The following is a 17,693-nucleotide window of genomic DNA, read 5'->3' on the forward strand; positions in this document are numbered from 1 at the left end:
CCCTAGGCCCTGTCCGGGGCACCCCACCCTCCGCTCCGCGATCCCGGCCGGTCCGTCGTTGACAGGGGCGCGCCGTCCAACCATGCTGAGCAAGCGCTTAGACATCGCCCGGACGGGGCGATCGGACAGCCGGAAGGCAGGGACCAGGAACATGGCAGAGCCGAAGATCTTCACCTCCGCACAGGAGCTGCGGGACGCCGTGGGCGAGCAGCTGGGGCACAGCGACTGGCTGGAGGTCGAGCAGAAGAGGATCGACCAGTTCGCGGAGGCGACGGGCGACCACCAGTGGATCCACGTCGACCCCGAGCGCGCGGCGGCGGGCCCCTTCGGCACGACGATCGCGCACGGCTACCTGACGCTGTCACTGCTGCCCGCCCTGGTACCCCAGGTCCTCGCGGTCGAGGGCGCGAAGATGGGCATCAACTACGGCACCAACAAGGTCCGCTTCCCCTCGACCGTCCCGGTGGGCTCGCGCCTGCGCGCCACGGCCGTGCTGCAGAGCGTCGAGGAGGCGGGCGGCGGCGTCCAGGTGACCGCCCTTGTCACCATCGAGCGTGAGGGCGGCGACAAGCCGGCCTGCGTCGCGGAGTCGGTCTCCCGCTACTACTTCTGATCCGCCGGGGGTGCGCCGGGCCCGCGGGAGGCGCCCGGCGTCACTTCCGCGCGCCCACCATGCGCAGGACCAGGCCGGCGTAGAGCTCGCCGACCTCTTCGGGGGTGCGGCTGCCGCGCACGTTGAACCAGCGCGCGACGTCGATGCAGAGGGACAGCACGGCGAGCGCGGTGCCCGGGATGTCCGCGACGTCGAACTCGCCCGCCCGGACACCGTCGTCGATGATCCCGCGCACCGCCCCGTCGGACCGCCGGCGCAGCGCGACGATCTCGGCACGGTGTTCCTCGCCGAGCGCCTCGAGCTCGTACTGCACGACCCGGGCGGTGGTGTGCCGCTCGGCGTGCCAGCTGACGAAGGAGCGGACCGCCTCGGCGAGCCGCTCGGCCGCGGTGCCGTCCTTGGCGGCCGCGTCCTCCAGGAGGAGCAGGGCGCGGTCGTGCCCGATCCGGCTGATCCGGTGGAGCAGCTCCTCCTTGGTCTTGTAGTGGATGTAGAGGGCCGCCGGGCTCATCCCCGCCCGCCCGGCGATGTCGCGGGTGGTGGTGGCGTGGTAGCCACGCTCGGCGAAGGCCTCGACGGCCGCGACGAGCAGTCGCCTCGCCGCTTCGGGCGTGACCTCGCTCCACGGCGCGTTCTCGCCGTCGGTCTCCTCCACCGTGCTCATATCGCCACGTGCCCCTTTCCGCTGGCAGGACGAACACCATACCGCGAACCTGAGCAAGCGCTTAGGGCCTCGTGCGGATCTTGTCGGGCTCGCGCGCCCCGCTCCCTGGTCCGACATGATCCGGACGAAAGCCCCTGGAGCCGTCGGAGCCGGGGTCGTCAGAGCTTCTGGAAGGGGTCGTGCTCGGCGAGGATCTTCTCCAGCCTGGCCTGATCGACCCTGCTGAGGATCCTGCCCTCCTCCTGCCGGTCCCTGATGACCTTGGCGAGAGTGAAGCACGAGGTGACGAGATACAGGACGCCGATGGCGAGGAAGGCCCGCACCCAGGCGTCGGCGTCGAGGAAGAAGATCCCGAGGGCCACCGCGCCCAGCGCGACACCGAAGGAGAGGACGGCCTGGCCGTAGAAGGCGGCGGTGGACTGCTGTTTGACCGTAGGTGAGTCGCTCATGCCGCCCAGCATCCGGCGCGGCGGAGTACGCCGGTATCCGCCGGCGTACTCACCCCGTACTCAGCGTCCCGTCCGGAGGGCTCAGAAGGCGGAGACACCCGTCAGCGCGCGGCCGATGATGAGCTTCTGGATCTGGCTGGTGCCCTCGTAGAGCGTCATTACGCGGGCGTCCCTGACCAGCTTGCCGACGGGGTACTCGTCGATGTAGCCGTAGCCGCCGAAGACCTGGAGGGCGTTGTTCGCCGCGCGGACCGCGGCTTCCGACGCGAACAGCTTGGCGGTGGAGGCCGCGGTGGCGAAGTCCTGGCCGCGGTCGATCAGGTCGGCGACACGCCAGGTCAGCATGCGGGCCGCGTCCACGTCCACGGAGATGTCGCTGATGAGCTCCTGGACGAGCTGGTAGTTCGCGATGGACCTGCCGAACTGCTCGCGCTCACCCGCGTACCGTACGGCGGCGTCGAGGGCCGCCTGCGCGATGCCGACGCAGCCCGCCGCGACGGACATCCGGCCCTTGGCGAGGGCGGACATCGCGATGGAGAAGCCCTTGCCCTCGGGACCCATGAGCGTGGAGGCGGGGACGCGGACGTCCTCCAGCACCAGTTCGGCGGTGGCCTGCCCGCGCAGTCCCAGCTTCCCGTGGACGGTGCGCCTGGTGAGCCCGGGGCTGTCGGCCGGCACCAGGAAGGCGGAGACGCCCCGGTGGCCGGGAGTGTCCCCGGTGCGGGCGAACAGCAGGACGACATCGGCCCAGGTGCCGTTGGTGATGAACATCTTGGAGCCGTTGATGACGTAGTCGTCACCGTCCCGGACGGCGCGGGTGGTCAGGTTCCCGGCGTCGGAGCCGGTGCCCGGCTCGGTGAGGCCGAAGCAGCCGACCGCCTCACCCGCGGTGAGCCGGGGCAGCCACTGCCGCTTCTGCTCCTCGCTGCCCCAGGACGCGATCGTCTTGGCGACCAGGCCGAGGGAGACCGAGACGATGCCGCGCACCGAGGAATCGCCGCGGCCGAGCTCCTCGGTCACCAGGCAGTAGGCGAGGTGGTCGCCGCCCGACCCGCCGTACTCCTCCGGGATCGTCAGCCCGAGGAAGCCGAGGGCGCCCAGCTTCTTCACGATCGACTTGTCGACACTCTCGGCGCGGTCCCATGCGACGACGTGCGGGGTGATCTCCCGCGCGACGAAGTCCTCGGCGAGCTGCCGGACGGCGTCCTGCTCCTCGCTCAGCTCCAGGTTCATCCTGCGACACCCCACTTTTAATTAGCACTGCTAGTTTATCGCTTGCAGGCCCTACTATGTGCCGCATGGCCCGACCGCGCAAGCCCCTCCTGAGCAGAGACCGCATCGTCGAGGCGGCGAGCTCGCTCGTGGACGCCGAAGGGCTGGACGCCGTCTCGACCCGTCGCCTGGCGGCGGAACTGGGGGTGAGCGGGCCCTCGCTCTACAACCACTTCCGGAACAAGGACGAGATCCTCGACGCCGTGGCGGACGCGGTGTCCGCCCAGGTCGACCTGTCGATGTTCGAGGAGTCCGATCCGCGCGACTGGCCGGCCGCCCTGCACGACTGGGCCGTCTCCTACCGCGCCGCTCTCGCGGCGCATCCGCACATCGTCCCGGTGCTCGCCCAGGGGCCCGGCCGCCGTCCGGCCGGTCTGCGGGTCGCGGACGCGGTCTTCGGCGCCATGGTCCGGGCCGGCTGGCCGCCCGCCCAGGCCACCTACATCGGAGCCCTGATGCGCTACTTCATCACCGGATCGGCGCTCGGCTCCTTCGCCCGCGGGTTCGTCGACGACGAGACGGCCTACGACCCCGCCGACTACCCGCACCTCGGCCAGGCCCACCTGCTGGCCGAGCGCCGCCAGCAGGTGGACGAGGGCGCCTTCGAGACCGGGCTGCGCGCCCTGCTGGACGGCCTCGTGCTCCAGTACGCGCAGACGGTGCCCGACCGCACCGTTCGGCACCCGCCGAACGGTGGCTGACGCATCCTGGACGCATGACCCGTACGACGCCCCGCGACCCCGCGGCACCCCGCCTCGCGGCACTCGCGGCCCTGCTCGCGGACGAGACCCGCGCCTCCTTCTGCCTGGCGCTGCTCGACGGCAGGGCCTGGACTGCCGGGGAGCTGGCCCGCTGTGCGGGGGTCGCACCCTCCACGGCGAGCGAGCACCTGGGCAAACTGGTCGCCGGCGGGCTGTTGGCACAGGAGCGTCAGGGCCGCCACCGCTACGTACGGCTCGCCGACGCACGGACCGCGCAGCTCGTGGAGGCGCTGGCCGCCCATGTGCTCCCCGGCGCCCCGGCGCCCGCGCGCACCCTGCGCGAGGCGAGCCTCCAGCACGCGCTGGCCCGGGGACGCACCTGCTACGACCACCTCGCCGGGCGGCTCGGGATCCGCATCACCGACGCGATGACAGCGCGGGGACTCCTGCGCCAGGACACCGGTTTCGCACTCACCGACGACGGCCTGCGGTGGTTCGCCGGACTCGGTGTCGACCTCGGTTCCGGCCCGACGCCGTCCCGGCGCCCCCTGGCCCGCGCCTGCCTGGACTGGACCGAACGGCGGCCGCATCTGGCGGGAACGGCCGGCGCCGCCCTGTGCGCGCACGCGCTGGACTCCGGGTGGTGCGAGCGGGTCGGGACGGGACGGGCCGTCCGGGCGACCCCCACCGGGGTGCGCGCGCTGCGGGAGCTCCTCGGCATCGGACCGGAGGACCTCGGCGCACCCGACAATTCGGTGGGCGCCGCAACCTCACCGGCCTAACGTCGTGGCGATGACGACGACACCGAGATCAGGATCCCGCGCGCCCGGAGCATCCGCGCGTGACTGGCGCGCCCCCGCCGCCGCCTGCACCACGGTCATCCTCTGGGCCTCCGCCTTCGTCTCCATCCGCACCGCCGGGGAGGCGTACTCACCGGGCGCCCTCGCGCTGGGACGGCTCCTCGCGGGGTCACTGGCGCTCGGCACGATCCTCCTCGTGCGCCGGGAAGGGCTGCCCGCGCGAGCGGCCTGGCCGGGCATCGCGGCGTCGGGGCTGCTCTGGTTCGGGCTCTACATGGTGGTGCTGAACTGGGGCGAGCAGCAGGTGGACGCCGGGACCGCGGCGATGGTGGTGAACATCGGCCCGATCCTGATCGCCCTGCTCGGCGCGGGGCTCCTCGGTGAAGGGCTGCCACGCCGGCTCCTGATCGGCATGGGCGTCTCCTTCGCGGGCGCGGCGGTGGTCGGGCTGTCGATGTCCGGTCATGGCGGTTCGTCCGTGCTCGGCGTGGTGCTGTGCCTGGTGGCGGCGGTGGCGTACGCGGGCGGCGTGGTGAGCCAGAAGCCCGCACTCCGGCACGGTTCCGCCCTGCAGATCACCACGTTCGGCTGCCTCACCGGTACGGTCGCCTGCCTGCCGTTCACCGGCGCTCTGCTCTCCGAGGCCGCCGCCGCGCCCGTGTCCGCCACGCTGAACATGGTCTATCTCGGGGTGTTCCCGACCGCGCTCGCCTTCACGACCTGGGCGTACGCCCTGTCCAGGACGACCGCGGGCCGGATGGGCGCGACGACGTACGCGGTGCCCGCCCTGGTGGTGCTGATGTCCTGGCTGCTGCTGGACGAGGTCCCGGCGCCGCTCGCCGTCGCGGGCGGACTGCTCTGCCTGGCCGGCGTCGCGGTCTCCCGGGGGCGCGGCACCGCGCGGCGGAGCGGTACGGGCCCGGTGGTTCCGGAGCCGGAGCAGGCGACGGTGGAGGCCGGGCAGGCGAGGGTGGAGCGGCGCTGAACGGCCCTGCGGGAGGGGCCCGAAGTCCTTCCGGCCGGTGGCGGAGGTCCCTCACGCCCGCCGCGCCGGCGTCGCACCCTGAGAGATGCGTCACACAGGGGGGAGGGTCCGCCTCTCCGCACGGTCGTACCCCGAGGGAGGACATCACTCATGCAGCACACCGGTCACGCCGCGCTCGACGCGTCGGAGAAGCTCGTCGTGGCGGCCGCGGGGGCCGCCGCTCCCTCGGTGTTCAACGCCCAGCCGTGGTCGTTCACCTTCACCGACGACGGACTGGAGGTGCGGGCGGAGTCCAGGGACGCCGGCCGACCTCGGACCCGTACCCCGGCGTGAACCGCCCGACGATCGTCCGGTCCGGGACATGGCGGTAGGGCTCGACGTCCCGGGTCGCGGCAGCGCCGCCTTCGAACGGCATCCGGACCTGGCGGTTCTGGAGACGGCCGACGACGGACCGGAGGCATGGATCGGCGCGGGCCAGGCACTCCAGAGACTGCTGCTGGAGGCCACCGGGCACGGCGTGGTGGCCTCGTTCGCCAATCAGCCCCTCGAGGACGCCTGGCTGCGGACGGAGGTGGCCGCCGGTGCCGCGCACCACGGCCACCCCCGGATGGTTCTACGGATGGGCTACGCGACGGCACGGCCGCCGGCGGCTCCGCGACGCCCGCTGGACGAGGTGGTCAGGTACGCGGACGCCTGACCACGGCCGGGCAGGTGCACGCGGCACGGGCACCCGGCCGTGGCCGTGGCAGCGTCAGAAGACGACCAGCGCACGTCCGCCCTTGCCCGCGATCATGTTCTCGAAGGCGGCGGGGATGCCGTCCAGCGAGATGCGCTCGGTGACGAGTGAGGACAGGTCGAACCGTCCGGCGCGGATGTGCTCTGCGAGCACCGGCAGGTCGCGCTCCGGGTCGCTGTTGCCGTAGACGCATCCCGTGAGGGAGCGGCCCCAGTGGAAGATCTCCAGTGCGTTGAAGGTCACCTGCTGGTCCTTGCCGCCGATGCCGACGACCGTGGTGCGGCCGCCGCGGCGGGTCGACTCCCAGGCGCCGCGGATGGTGGCGGGCCTGCCCACGCACTCCACGGCGACGTCGGCACCCTGGCCGCCGGTGAGCGCCCGGATGGCGCGCGGGGTCTTGTCGGACGCCACGACGTAGTCGGTGGCCCCGGCGCCGCGTGCGAGTTCCTCCTTCTCCGGGGAGACGTCCACCGCGATGATCTTCGACGCACCGGCGATGCGGGCGGCCTGGAGCACGGCGAGGCCTACGCCGCCGATGCCGAACACGACGACGCTCTCGCCCTCGCGGACCCTGGCCGAGTGGTGGACCGCCCCGTATCCGGTGAGAACCGCGCAGCCGAGCAGGGCGGCGTCCTCGAGCGGCACGCCCGCCGGGGCGGGCAGCACGCAGTTGGCCGCGACGACGGTCTCCTGGGCGAAAGCCGCGACGTTCAGGCCGGGGTGGAGCTCGGTGCCGTCGGCGGTGCGGGCGTGGATGTTCGCGGCCCCCTTCAGCGCGTCGGCGCACAGCCACACCTCACCGATCCCGCAGTGGAAGCACGCTCCGCAGGACGGGGCCCAGTTGAGGACGACCGCGTCGCCGGCCGAGACATGGGTGACACCCTCACCGACGGCGAGCACCGTCCCGGCACCCTCGTGCCCGAGGACGGCGGGGACGGGCAGCCGCATGGTGCCGTTGGACAGGGACAGGTCGGAGTGGCAGACACCGGCGGCGGCGAGGCTGATGCTCACCTGGCCGGGGCCGGGCTCCGGGAGTTCGATGTCGGTGATCTCCAGGGGAGCTCCGACGGCGGGCAGTACGGCGGCGCGGACCACGAACAGACTCCTCGGTGGATCGGCTTGGGATCAGAACTGGAGGGACTTGGTCTGGAGGTACTCGGAGAGACCGTGCGGACCGAGCTCGCGCCCCACCCCGGACTGCTTGTAACCGCCGAACGGTGCCAGGGGGTTGAAGCGGCCGCCGTTGATGTCGACCTGGCCGGTGTCCATCCGGCGGGCGAAGGCCACGGCCTCGGCCTCGTCCGCTCCCCAGACGGCGCCGGCCAGTCCGTACACGGTGTCGTTGGCGATCCGCAGGGCGTCGTCGACGTCCTCGTACCGCAGGATCGAGAGCACCGGGCCGAAGATCTCCTCCCGCGCGATGGTCATCTCGGGGGTCACGTCGGCGAACACGGTGGGGCTGACGTAGTAGCCCTGGTCCTTGGGGGCCTCGGGGCCTCCCGCGACGAGGCGGGCGCCCTCCTCGACGCCCTTCTCGATGTACCCGCGCACCCGGGCCTGCTGCTTGGCGTTGACGACGGGGCCCACCCGCTCCCCCGGCACGTACTTGGCGACGGCGGTGGCGGCGAGGGCCACGGCCTCCTCGTACCGCTCGGCATCGACCAGCATCCGGGTCCACGCACTGCAGGTCTGGCCGGAGTTGGACATCACGTTGGCCACGCCGACGTTGACGGCCTTGGCCAGGTCGGCGCCCGGAAGGATCACATTGGCGGACTTGCCTCCGAGCTCCAGCGCGACGCGCTTGACGGCCGCCCCCGCGGTGGCACCGATCTGCTTGCCGACGGCGGTCGAGCCGGTGAACGAGACGAGGTCGACCCCCTCGTGCTCGGCGAGCGCCTGGCCCGCGACCGCGCCGATGCCGGTGACCAGGTTGAAGACGCCGGCCGGCAGCCCGGCCTCCTGGGTGACCTCGGCGAAGAGCTGGGCGGTGAGCGGGGTGTCCTCGGCGGGCTTGAGGACGACGGTGCAGCCCGCGGCGAGTGCCGGGGCCACCTTGGCGACGATCTGGTGGAGCGGGTAGTTCCAGGGGGTGATCGCGCCGACCACCCCGACGGGCTCCAGCAGGACGGTGGAGTTGCCGAGCTTCTCCTCGAAGGAGTAGGAGGCGGCGAGGTCGGCGTAGGAGCCGGCGACCAGTACCGGAACGCCCGCGTGCACCATCTGGGAGAGCGGCAGCGGTGAACCGAGCTCCGCCGTGACCGTCTCGGCGATCTCGTCCTTGCGCGCGGCGAGCGCGTCACGCAGGGCGGCGATCAGCTCCGCGCGCCGGGCCGGCGGCGTGGCCGCCCAGCCGGGGAAGGCGGCGCGCGCGGCGCGTACCGCGGCGTCGACGTCCTCGGCGGTTCCCGCCGGGACGTGGCCGATGACCTGCTCGTCGGCCGGGTTCACGACCGCGATCGTGTCCCTGCCCACGGCGGGCCGCCACTCCCCGCCGATGTACATCCCGTCATGCGCCTTCATGACCGTTCCTCCCGGGCTCGCTGTGCCTGCCGCCGAAGCCGTGCGTCGTACCGACGGATGCCGTCCGGGCCCAAACTAGCGCTGTTAGTTTTTTGGCGCCAGGGAACCGCTGGAGACACAGGTCACGCACGGCCGACAGCCACACTGGCACGCCCGGCCCGGAATGTCCCGGGGCGGGACGGCTCCGGCCGGCCCGGTGTCCGGGAACGGGCGCCCCTCAGGCGGAGTCCCGCTCGGCACACGGGCGTTCGGCCGGTAGCGGCAGAGCGGGACCCGGCCCGGGATCCGCACCGGCGGCACGCTCCCTCGACCCGAGCCCGGCCGCCGCGACGAGCAGTGCGCCCAGCATGACGAACGGCGCGGCGGTACCCACGGCTCCGGCGACCAGTCCGGCGGCCGCGGGGGCCGCGACCTGACCGAGACGGTTCCCGGTGAGCCGCAGGGCGAGCGCGGTGGAGCGGGCGGCGGCCGGGGCCGCCCGGACCACCGTGGTCATCGAGAGCGGCTGGCCCGCCCCGAGGCAGAAGCCCAGCACGGCGAGCATGAGCGCGAGGGACCACACCGGCACCGGGAGGGCGAGGCCCACGCAGAGCAGGCCGCCGAGCAGGCACGTACCGGAGAGCAGGAGGGCGCGTCCGAGCACTCGCAGCAACGGGGTCATGACCAGCCGGCAGGCGATGGTCGCGGCGGCCCGGAGGCTGAGCAGCAGTCCGACGGTGGCGGGGGCGATGCCCCGCTGCTCTCCGACCACCGGAAGATAGGCGGTGAGGATGTCGGTGGCGCAGAGCACGGCGAGGCTGACGAAGATGCCGGCCGGCACACCCCTGGTCCGCAGGATGCCGCCCACCGGGACCTTGGCGACCGGACGCGGGGCGCGGCGGACGGGCCGGCGGTGCTCGATCCGCCACAGCGAGGTGAGGGCGACGGCGGCGACGGCCGCGGAGACGAGCAGGGCGAGGGCGCTCGTACGGGCCATGGCGCCGTCCCGCTCGGAGATCAGGCAGCCGGCCGCGACGGGGCCGACGAGCTGGCCCAGGGAGGCGCCGATGGCGAAGTGGCCGAAATTGCGGTCCTGTTCGGCGGGGGCGGACTGCCGCGCGACGAGCGACTGCGCCCCGATCACGAAGCAGAGGTGGCCGAGTCCCATCAGCCCGCTCCAGGCGGCGAGCCCGGTGAGGGTGCCCGCGCCTCCGCCGCCCGCGCAGCCCGCACCGATCAGGACGACTCCGACGGGCAGCAGGGGCGCGCAGCGGCCGTGGTCGGTGTGCCTGCCGAGCGGCACGGCCACGAAGAGCGGGAGCAGCGCGTAGACACCTGCGATGACGCCGACCGCCCCCTCGTCCGCGCCGAGGGAGAGTGCCCGGTAGGAGACGGCGGGCCGCGCCATCGACACCGCCGCCTGCGCGAAGGAGAAGGCGATGACGAGGCGCAGCAGCCATCCCCTGCCGGGCCGTACGTACGGAGGCATCAGACGATGCCGAGGAGGACCGCTGCGCCGAGCACCACCAGCGAGGTGAGCACGGCCCACTTGACCGTGAACCGCGTGTGATCGCCGAACTCGACCTTGGCCATGCCGACCAGGACGTAGACGGCGGGCACGAGCGGCGAGGACATGTGCAGCGGCTGCCCGGCGATCGAGGCACGGGCGATCTCCAGCGACGAGACGCCGTGGGCCGCACCCGCCTCGGCGAGTACCGGCAGCACGCCGAAGTAGAAGCCGTCGTTGGACATGAAGTAGGTGAGCGGGAGGCTCAGCACCCCGGTGACGACGGCCATGTGCGGCCCCATGGCGTCGGGGATCGCCCCGACGAGCCAGTCCGCCATGTGCTCGACCATGCCGGTGCCGGTGAGCACACCTGTGAAGACGGCGGCGGCGAAGACCATGCCGGAGACGTTGAGCACGTTGTCGGCGTGTGCGGCGATCCTGGCCCGTTGGTCGGACATGCGGGGGAAGTTCACGGTGAGGGCGAGGGCGGCGCCGAGCAGGAAGAGCACCGGGATCGGCATGATTTCCATGATCATCGCTGCGAGCAGGGCCACGGTGAGACCGGCGTTGAACCAGTACAGCTTCGGGCGCAGAGTGGCCCTGTGGGGGTCGAGCCCCTTGAACTCCTCCTCGCCCGGCTCCTCTTCCGCGCCGCCCACGCGCGCGGCATCGCCGCCGGGACCCTCGAGGGACGCCACGGAGCCGCTCCGGGCACCGGCCGCACCGGCGGGCGCGGCGGCGAGCACGGCCTCGGGCTCGGCCGCGGGCGGCCCTTCGAGGCTGAGCACGCCGAGCCGCTTGCGCTCCCGGCGCCCCAGGGCGACCGCGAGCAGGACGACGGCGATCAGGCCGACCGCGAGGGCCGGGACCATCGGCACGAAGATGTCGGCGGCGTCCACCTTGAGCGCGGTGGCGGCGCGGGCGGTGGGGCCGCCCCAGGGCAGCGTGTTCATGACCCCGTTCGCCGTGGCGGCGACGCCGGTCATCACCACGAGGCTCATCTTCAGCCGCTTGTACAGCGGGTACATGGCGGAAACGGTGATCATGAAGGTGGTCGAGCCGTCGCCGTCCAGCGAGACGACGGCCGCGAGCAGCGCGGTCCCGACGACGATCCGCATCGGATCGGCCTTGCAGAAGCGCAGGATGGCCCGCACGACGGGGTCGAAGAGGCCGACGTCGATCATCACGCCGAAGTAGACGATCGCGAACATCAGCATCGCCGCGGTCGGCGCCAGATCGCCGACCCCTTCGATGACGTAGTCGCCGAGCCGGGCACCCTGCCCGACGGCCACGCAGAAGAGGGCCGGGATCAGGACGAGCGCCGCGATCGGCGACATCTTCTTCGTCATGATCAGGACCAGGAATGTGGCGATCATGGCGAAGCCGAGGATTGTCAGCATATGGGGTACCTAACGTTCACCTTTGAACTGTCACCGGTGTCGGCGTCCGGATGACGTTAGGGGCCCCGAAGCAGCGTCAGCAATACCTCGGAGCGTGAGCAATACGAGCAAAACCCCAGGTCAAGTGGCTGGTGCTACGGAGACGGGGACCGCGTTGAGCACCGCGGTGCCCGACAGCGGGTCCAGCAGGGTGCCGTCCAGGAGCTGGTTCACGTTGACGCCGGGGTCGCCCGCCGCGACCTCCGTGCGGGTGCCCGGCCGGTCGTGGCCCCAGCCGTGCGGAAGGCTCACGACCCCGGGGCGTACGGAGTCGGTGATCTCGGCGGGCGCTTCGACCTGGCCGCCGGTGGCGGTGATCCGGGCGGTGTCGCCCTGGGCGATGCCGATCCGGGCCGCGTCCTCGGGGTGGATCTGCAGGGTGCAGACGTTCGAACCTCCGCGCAGCGAGGCGATGTTGTGCATCCAGCTGTTGTTGGACCGCAGATGGCGGCGGCCGACGAGGACGAACTCCGCGGGCTTCGCCCCGAGTGCGGCGCGCAGCCGCGGCAGATCGGCGGCGATGGGGGCCGGAAGGAGCTCGATGCGGCCGCTGCGGGTCCGGAGCACCTGGGGCACCCGCGGCTCCAGCGGTCCGAGGTCGATCCCGTGCGGATGCGCGAGGAGCCGTTCCAGCGTCAGGCCGTACGGACCGAGGCGGAGCATCAGGTCGAGCCGCCGTTCGGCGCCGGTCGTGCCGGTCAGCTCCGTGGCGAACTCCCGGGGCATGCCCGCCTTGTCGAGCGTGGCGGCGATGACCTGGTCGTCCACGGCCTCATGGGGGGTGCCGTGGTTCCCGCCGACGGCGAGGACGAGCCGCGCGAGGATCTCGCACTCGTCCATCCTCCCTTCGTCGAGCGGCACCGCGGGACGGCTGTACCGGACCTGGTTGCGGACGGCCAGGGAGTTGAGCGCGAAGTCGAAGTGGGCGCTCTGCGAGGGCGGTGGCGGTGGCAGCACGACGTCCGCGTGGCGGGCCGTCTCGTTGAGGTAGGGGTCGACGCTGACCATGAAGTCCAGGCCGTCGGCGAGCGCCCGGTCCAGGCGGTTCCCGTCCGGGGCGCTGAGCACGGGGTTCCCCGCGACGACGATCAGGGCGCGGATGCGTCCTCGGCCCGGCGTCTCGATCTCCTCGGCGAGCGCGGCGACGGGCAGTTCGCCCTTGGCCTCGGGGTGGCCGGAGACCCGGCTCGCCCAGCGGCCGAGGTCGAAGCCCTTGCCAGGGCCCGCGGGCCGCGGGGCGCGTGCGGTGGCGGAGAGCGGGAAGAGCGCGCCGCCCGGGCGGTCGAGGTTCCCGGTGAGGATGTTCAGTACGTCGACGAGCCAGCTGGCCAGTGTCCCGTGCTCGACGGTGCAGCTGCCGATGCGTCCGTAGACGGCCGCGGCAGGGGCGGCCGCCAGCTCCCGCGCGATCTCCCTGATCGTCTCCGGGTCCAGGTCGCAGGCCGCACCGACCGCCTCCGGAGTGAAGTCCGCGACGGCCCGGGCGAGTTCGTCGTAGCCCTCCAGGTGACCGCTGAGCACGCCGGGGTCGGCCAGCTTCTCCTCGACGACGACCTGGGTGAGGGCGGCGAGCAGCAGGGCGTCGGCCCCCGGCCTGATGGCGGCGTGCCGGTCCGCGAGACGCGCGGTGCGGGTACGGCGGGGATCGACGACGGTGAGGGTCCCGCCGCGCCGCCGGAGGGCCTTGAGCTTGCCGGGGAAGTCGGGGGCGGTGCAGAGGCTTCCGTTGGACTCCATCGGGTTGGCGCCGATCAGGAGCAGATGGGCCGTACGGTCCAGGTCGGGTACGGGGATGGCGTGGGCGTCCCCGAAGAGCAGTCCGCTGGAGACGTGCTTGGGCATCTGGTCCAGGGTGCTCGCGGTGAAGACGTTCCGGGTGCCGAGCGCCGCCAGGAGGAGCGGCGGGTAGAGCCCGCCGGCCATGGTGTGCACGTTGGGGTTGCCGAGGTAGACCCCGACGGACTGTGGGCCGTGTTGGTCCACCAGGTCCGGGATCCTCTCGGCGATCAGGGCGAATGCCTCGCCCCAGGTCGCCTCGCGCAGGACGCCGTCGGTGCGGACGAGCGGGGTGCGCAGCCGGTCCGGGTCGCCGTCGAGGCCGCCGAAGGAGGCGCCCTTGGGGCAGATGAAGCCCTGGCTGAGGACGTCCTCGCGATCCCCCCGGGCTCCGGTCACCCGGCTCCCCTCGACGGTGAGGGTGAGTCCGCAGGCGGCCTCGCAGAGCGGGCAGACGCGCAGAGCGGTACGGGAATCGTGGGACACGGGCCCTCCCCGGGGCGGCGGCAGCGGTGGCGCGCGGGCATGTACCGGCGATCCGCACCGCGTTCGGCTGGTTCGGGCTCCCGGCGGATCGAGCATACCGACCGGTACGGATGCTGGCGAGGGCTTGGGGCGGCCCGGACAGCGGCCGCGTGGGCCCGTGACCGGGTGACCACTCGGGCGGCGGGCACGGTGGACCGTGACCGGGTAGCCACTCGGACCGCGGTCGCCGGCCGCCGCGGCGGGCGGGCACGCGACACACGCACGGCCCGCCGCACTCGGCCGGCAGGCCCGGCCGGAGGCGGGTCCGCCGAGGACGGTCCGCCCGGCGGGAGTTCCTACGCGAGTACCCGCGCGAGATAGGCCTGGAGCAGGACGCGGGTCTCCTCTACGAGCTCCGAGTCGCCCTCCGGGTCGGCCCGGAAGGCGAGTTGGAGGAGCGCGTCGGCCGCCTGCACGCAGACCAGCACCGTGCGGTACAGGGCCGCCCCGGCGTCCGCACCCTCCCCCCCGGAGCCGAGATGCCCCGCGAGCAGTTCGGCCAGCCGCCCCGCCACCCGGCGGTTGACCTCGTCGAGCGGGTCCGCGACGGGCGCGGGCGGGCCGAAGTCGACCAGGGCGAAGCCGGGGACGGAACGCTTCATCGCCAGGTACTCGTCGAGCACGGCGTCGATGGCCGCACGCCACTCCCGCTCGGGGATCGCCTCGAGTCTGGCCACGACCCGCCGGACGTAGACCTCCAGGTTGCGCTCGGCCAGGGCTTCGACCAGGGCTCTCTTGTCGCTGAAGAAGCGGTACACCGAGCCGATCGGCACTCCGGCGCGGTCGGCGACCGCCCGGGTGGAGAGCTGCTCGTAGCCGGTCTCGTCGAGCAGCGCGGCGCCCGCGTCGAGGATGCGGGCGAGCCGGTCGGCGCTGCGCTGCTGCACGGGGACGCGTCGGAGGTTCGAATGAGCTTGGGACACGACCCCATGATGCCCGCATGCCGTTGACGAGCCACCTTTCCATTCCTACGGTGATGCATAGGATTCTCCGTCAGGGGGTCCTCGGGGATTCCTCATCCGACGGGAGAGCAAGATGAGCGGTATCGAACAGGCGAGGAAGACGGCGGAGAACCTCGCCCACCACTCCGGCTTCGGCAACGAGCACAGCTCGGAGGCCGTGCCGGGAGCGCTTCCACACGGCCGCAACTCGCCCCAGCGCGCGCCCCTCGGGCTGTACGCGGAGCAGCTCAGCGGCTCGGCCTTCACCGAACCCCGGGCCCGCAACCGGCGGTCCTGGCTCTACCGGATCCGCCCCTCGGCGGCCCACCCCGCCTTCGTCCGCGTCGACAACGGCTCCCTGCGCACCGCGCCGTTCACCGAGGCCGTGCCCGACCCCAACCGGCTGCGCTGGGACCCGCTGCCCGATCCCGTCCCGGGCACGGACTTCCTGGCCGGTCTGTGGACGCTCGGCGGGAACGGTGACGCCACGCAGCGGACCGGCATGGCGGTTCACCTCTACAGCGCCGACACCTCCATGACGGACCGGGTGTTCAGCGACTCCGACGGCGAGCTGCTGATCGTGCCCGAGCGCGGCGGTCTGCTGCTCCGCACCGAGCTGGGGCTGCTCGCGGCCCGGCCGGGCCAGATCGCGCTCATCCCGCGCGGGGTGCGCTTCCGGGTCGAGCTGCTGGACGCCACCGCCCGCGGCTACGTCTGCGAGAACTACGGCCAGCCCTTCGTCCTGCCCGATCTCGGCCCGATCGGCGCCAACGGCCTGGCCAACGCCAGGGACTTCCTGGCACCCGTGGCCGCCTTCGAGGACCGCGAGGGACCTGTCGAGGTGGTCAACAAGTTCTGCGGGAACCTCTGGTCGGCGACGTACGGCCACTCCCCGCTCGACGTGGTCGCCTGGCACGGCAACCACACCCCCTACGTCTACGACCTCCGCCGCTTCAACGTCCTGGGCACGATCAGCTACGACCACCCGGACCCGTCGATCTTCACGGTGCTGACCTCGCCGTCCGACACCCCGGGACTGGCGGGCGTCGACTTCGTCGTCTTCGCGCCGCGCTGGCTGGTCGGCGAGGACACCTTCCGCCCGCCGTACTTCCACCGCAACGTGATGAGCGAGTACATGGGCCTGATCGAAGGCGCCTACGACGCCAAGGCGGGCGGGTTCGTACCGGGCGGCGGGTCGCTGCACAACATGATGTCGGCGCACGGGCCGGACCGTGAGACGTTCGACCGGGCGAGCGCGGCGGAGCTGAAGCCGCAGCGCGTCGACGACGGCCTGGCGTTCATGTTCGAGACGCGCTGGCCGGTCACGGCGACCGCACAGGCGGCGGGCGCCGGTCATCTTCAGCGCGGGTACGACGACGTGTGGCAGGGTCTGAGCCGCAACTTCAGGCCGTGAGTCCTCGCGGCGGGCCGCAGCGCAGAGAGCTCAGGTCAACTTCTCGGCCTGAAGGACCGAGCTTGTCACTCGATCCGTGAAAGGCCGTGATTGCAGGTGGAGCGCGGATGGCTGCCGCGTGGTCCCCTGCGTCCGGAATCAGCTTGCGCTGGTTCTGGGGCGGTTGACTGCGCCCCGCTGCCACACAGCATCGGCCCGGTGGGCGATGTTGCGGGAGCCGTTGTGGTCCGCGTGCATGATGCTGCCGCAGGACCGGCACTCGAACCGTGCTTGCGAGACGCGGTTGGTGCGGTGGACGTGCCAGCACTCCGAGCACTGGCGGGAAGTGTTCCGGGGGTCCACGTGGACCACGGGGACACCTGCCCGCTTCGCCTTGTAGGCGACGAATGCGCCGAGCTGGGCGAATGCCCAGGAGTGCAGCCTGGCCCGCTGGTCCTTCTTGGCCGTAACCCTGGCACGGATGCCGGACAGGTCTTCCAGTCCGATACCGCGCGAGGTGCGTTCAGCGGTGGCGACAAGCTTCTTGGCGATGATGTGGTTGGTGTTGGCCACGTGCCGGGCTTCGCGGCGGCGGATGCGCTTCAAGACCCGCTTGGCGGACTTGGTGCGCTTCTTCTGCAACTTGGTCCGCAGGTCACGATGCCGCTGCCGGTAGCGGTTCAGCCGACGTGCGGCCAGGATCTCCCCGTCCGAGGTGGTGGCGATGTTCACGATCCCGAGGTCCACACCGAGGAAGCCGCCCGGCTCGAACACCTCGGGCTCGGGCAGGTCGATGGTGGCGACCAGGAAGAACACGCCGTCGCGCATCACCAGGTCCGACTCCCCCCTGCGGGAGCGCAGGAGTTCCAGCCCCTCGGGCGAGCACACGAACGGAACGTGCTTGAGCCGCCCGGCCACTGTCCAGATCGACACCGTACGGGCGTCCAGGTTCCAGGTCAGCATCCGGTCGTCGTACGGCTGCGCCGCGCCCTCACGGAAGCTGATCGGCCTGGACTCGGCGCGTACGCGGCGCCTGGACCCGTCACGGCCGAGGTTCCCGGCCTTGATGTTGGCCTTGAGCGTGGTGTACGCGTCGCACACCTTCGTGATCGTGCGCACCGCCGCCTGGGCGCCGAGGTCGAACTCGGCCCGGAGCCGGTGATAGACGGCGTCCTGCAACATGTTCCGCCGCTTGAGGTCCTTGGCGAACGCAACCTCGGAGGCCGCGTTCGCGGCCCGGTTGCAGGCGCGCAGCGTCGCCGCCAGTGCGTCCGCGTCATAAGCGGACACAGGCAGCAACTTCACCTGCACTACGATCTTCACGCAGAGCACGCTAGTAGGGCTGAGCGCGGGAGATCAAGTTGAGGTACCGGCAGATGCGCAGAGAACTCCG

The 17,693-nt window shown here is 72.2% G+C and carries 17 protein-coding genes; 7 read left to right on the top strand and 10 right to left on the bottom strand.

From position 1 onward, the window contains the following. Positions 1–151 precede the first annotated feature (151 nt). Positions 152–613: a MaoC family dehydratase gene (locus ACGFNN_RS29235; RefSeq protein WP_362548596.1), complete on the top strand. Its 462-nt coding sequence runs from the start codon at positions 152–154 to the stop codon at positions 611–613. 40 nt (positions 614–653) lie between these two features. Here the strand turns inward: ACGFNN_RS29235 and ACGFNN_RS29240 are convergent, their stop codons facing one another. The 3 genes from ACGFNN_RS29240 to ACGFNN_RS29250 all read right to left on the bottom strand — a co-directional run bounded on the left by ACGFNN_RS29240 (position 654) and on the right by ACGFNN_RS29250 (position 2,959). Continuing rightward, positions 654–1,277: a TetR/AcrR family transcriptional regulator gene (locus ACGFNN_RS29240; protein WP_393560339.1), complete on the bottom strand. Its 624-nt coding sequence runs from the start codon at positions 1,275–1,277 to the stop codon at positions 654–656. Between the two features lie 158 nt (positions 1,278–1,435). Next, on the bottom strand, positions 1,436–1,726 hold the full coding sequence (locus tag ACGFNN_RS29245; RefSeq protein ID WP_393560341.1) for a YiaA/YiaB family inner membrane protein: 291 nt from the start codon (positions 1,724–1,726) through the stop codon (positions 1,436–1,438). A gap of 81 nt (positions 1,727–1,807) precedes the next feature. Further along, complete coding sequence (locus ACGFNN_RS29250) at positions 1,808–2,959, bottom strand: acyl-CoA dehydrogenase family protein (protein WP_393560342.1); 1,152 nt, start codon at positions 2,957–2,959, stop codon at positions 1,808–1,810. A 65-nt stretch (positions 2,960–3,024) separates the two neighbouring features. Here ACGFNN_RS29250 and ACGFNN_RS29255 point away from each other — a divergent pair, with 65 nt between their 5' ends. The 5 genes from ACGFNN_RS29255 (at position 3,025) to ACGFNN_RS29275 (ending at position 6,181) form a co-directional block, all read left to right on the top strand. Beyond that, complete coding sequence (locus ACGFNN_RS29255) at positions 3,025–3,699, top strand: TetR/AcrR family transcriptional regulator (protein WP_362548608.1); 675 nt, start codon at positions 3,025–3,027, stop codon at positions 3,697–3,699. A 14-nt stretch (positions 3,700–3,713) separates the two neighbouring features. Further along, the gene (locus tag ACGFNN_RS29260) at positions 3,714–4,481 is read left to right on the top strand and encodes an ArsR/SmtB family transcription factor (RefSeq protein ID WP_393560344.1); all 768 of its coding nucleotides are present in this window, start codon (positions 3,714–3,716) and stop codon (positions 4,479–4,481) included. A gap of 10 nt (positions 4,482–4,491) precedes the next feature. Continuing rightward, positions 4,492–5,484 (top strand): DMT family transporter, encoded by a 993-nt coding sequence (locus ACGFNN_RS29265; RefSeq protein ID WP_393560346.1) that lies wholly within the window; start codon positions 4,492–4,494, stop codon positions 5,482–5,484. Between the two features lie 150 nt (positions 5,485–5,634). Continuing rightward, complete coding sequence (locus ACGFNN_RS29270) at positions 5,635–5,817, top strand: hypothetical protein (protein ID WP_393560348.1); 183 nt, start codon at positions 5,635–5,637, stop codon at positions 5,815–5,817. 28 nt (positions 5,818–5,845) lie between these two features. Further along, on the top strand, positions 5,846–6,181 hold the full coding sequence (locus ACGFNN_RS29275; RefSeq protein WP_393560349.1) for a hypothetical protein: 336 nt from the start codon (positions 5,846–5,848) through the stop codon (positions 6,179–6,181). A 54-nt stretch (positions 6,182–6,235) separates the two neighbouring features. On the opposite strand, the gene ACGFNN_RS29280 is transcribed toward ACGFNN_RS29275, so the two are convergent. The 6 genes from ACGFNN_RS29280 to ACGFNN_RS29305 all read right to left on the bottom strand — a co-directional run bounded on the left by ACGFNN_RS29280 (position 6,236) and on the right by ACGFNN_RS29305 (position 14,889). Then, positions 6,236–7,315, bottom strand: coding sequence for a Zn-dependent alcohol dehydrogenase (locus ACGFNN_RS29280; protein ID WP_393560351.1), 1,080 nt, complete (start codon positions 7,313–7,315; stop codon positions 6,236–6,238). Positions 7,316–7,345: 30 nt separating this feature from the next. After that, complete coding sequence (locus ACGFNN_RS29285; RefSeq protein ID WP_362669907.1) at positions 7,346–8,740, bottom strand: aldehyde dehydrogenase family protein; 1,395 nt, start codon at positions 8,738–8,740, stop codon at positions 7,346–7,348. A gap of 217 nt (positions 8,741–8,957) precedes the next feature. Continuing rightward, the gene (locus tag ACGFNN_RS29290; protein ID WP_393560353.1) at positions 8,958–10,208 is read right to left on the bottom strand and encodes an MFS transporter; all 1,251 of its coding nucleotides are present in this window, start codon (positions 10,206–10,208) and stop codon (positions 8,958–8,960) included. Then, positions 10,208–11,626 (bottom strand): CitMHS family transporter, encoded by a 1,419-nt coding sequence (locus ACGFNN_RS29295; RefSeq protein WP_393560355.1) that lies wholly within the window; start codon positions 11,624–11,626, stop codon positions 10,208–10,210. The genes ACGFNN_RS29290 and ACGFNN_RS29295 overlap by 1 nt, the downstream gene beginning before the upstream one ends. A 120-nt stretch (positions 11,627–11,746) precedes the next feature. Then, entirely contained in the window at positions 11,747–13,927 is a 2,181-nt protein-coding gene (locus ACGFNN_RS29300; RefSeq protein ID WP_393560357.1) for a molybdopterin oxidoreductase family protein, read from the bottom strand. A 335-nt stretch (positions 13,928–14,262) separates the two neighbouring features. Next, entirely contained in the window at positions 14,263–14,889 is a 627-nt protein-coding gene (locus ACGFNN_RS29305; RefSeq protein WP_393560359.1) for a TetR/AcrR family transcriptional regulator, read from the bottom strand. A 112-nt stretch (positions 14,890–15,001) separates the two neighbouring features. Between ACGFNN_RS29305 and hmgA the strand changes: the two genes are divergently transcribed. After that, the gene (gene hmgA, locus ACGFNN_RS29310) at positions 15,002–16,321 is read left to right on the top strand and encodes a homogentisate 1,2-dioxygenase (protein ID WP_393560361.1); all 1,320 of its coding nucleotides are present in this window, start codon (positions 15,002–15,004) and stop codon (positions 16,319–16,321) included. A 138-nt stretch (positions 16,322–16,459) separates the two neighbouring features. On the opposite strand, the gene ACGFNN_RS29315 is transcribed toward hmgA, so the two are convergent. After that, on the bottom strand, positions 16,460–17,623 hold the full coding sequence (locus ACGFNN_RS29315; protein ID WP_393560362.1) for an RNA-guided endonuclease InsQ/TnpB family protein: 1,164 nt from the start codon (positions 17,621–17,623) through the stop codon (positions 16,460–16,462). Positions 17,624–17,693 lie beyond the last annotated feature (70 nt).

This window comes from Streptomyces sp. NPDC048590 (assembly GCF_043199535.1).
Classification (GTDB): Bacteria; Actinomycetota; Actinomycetes; order Streptomycetales; family Streptomycetaceae; genus Streptomyces.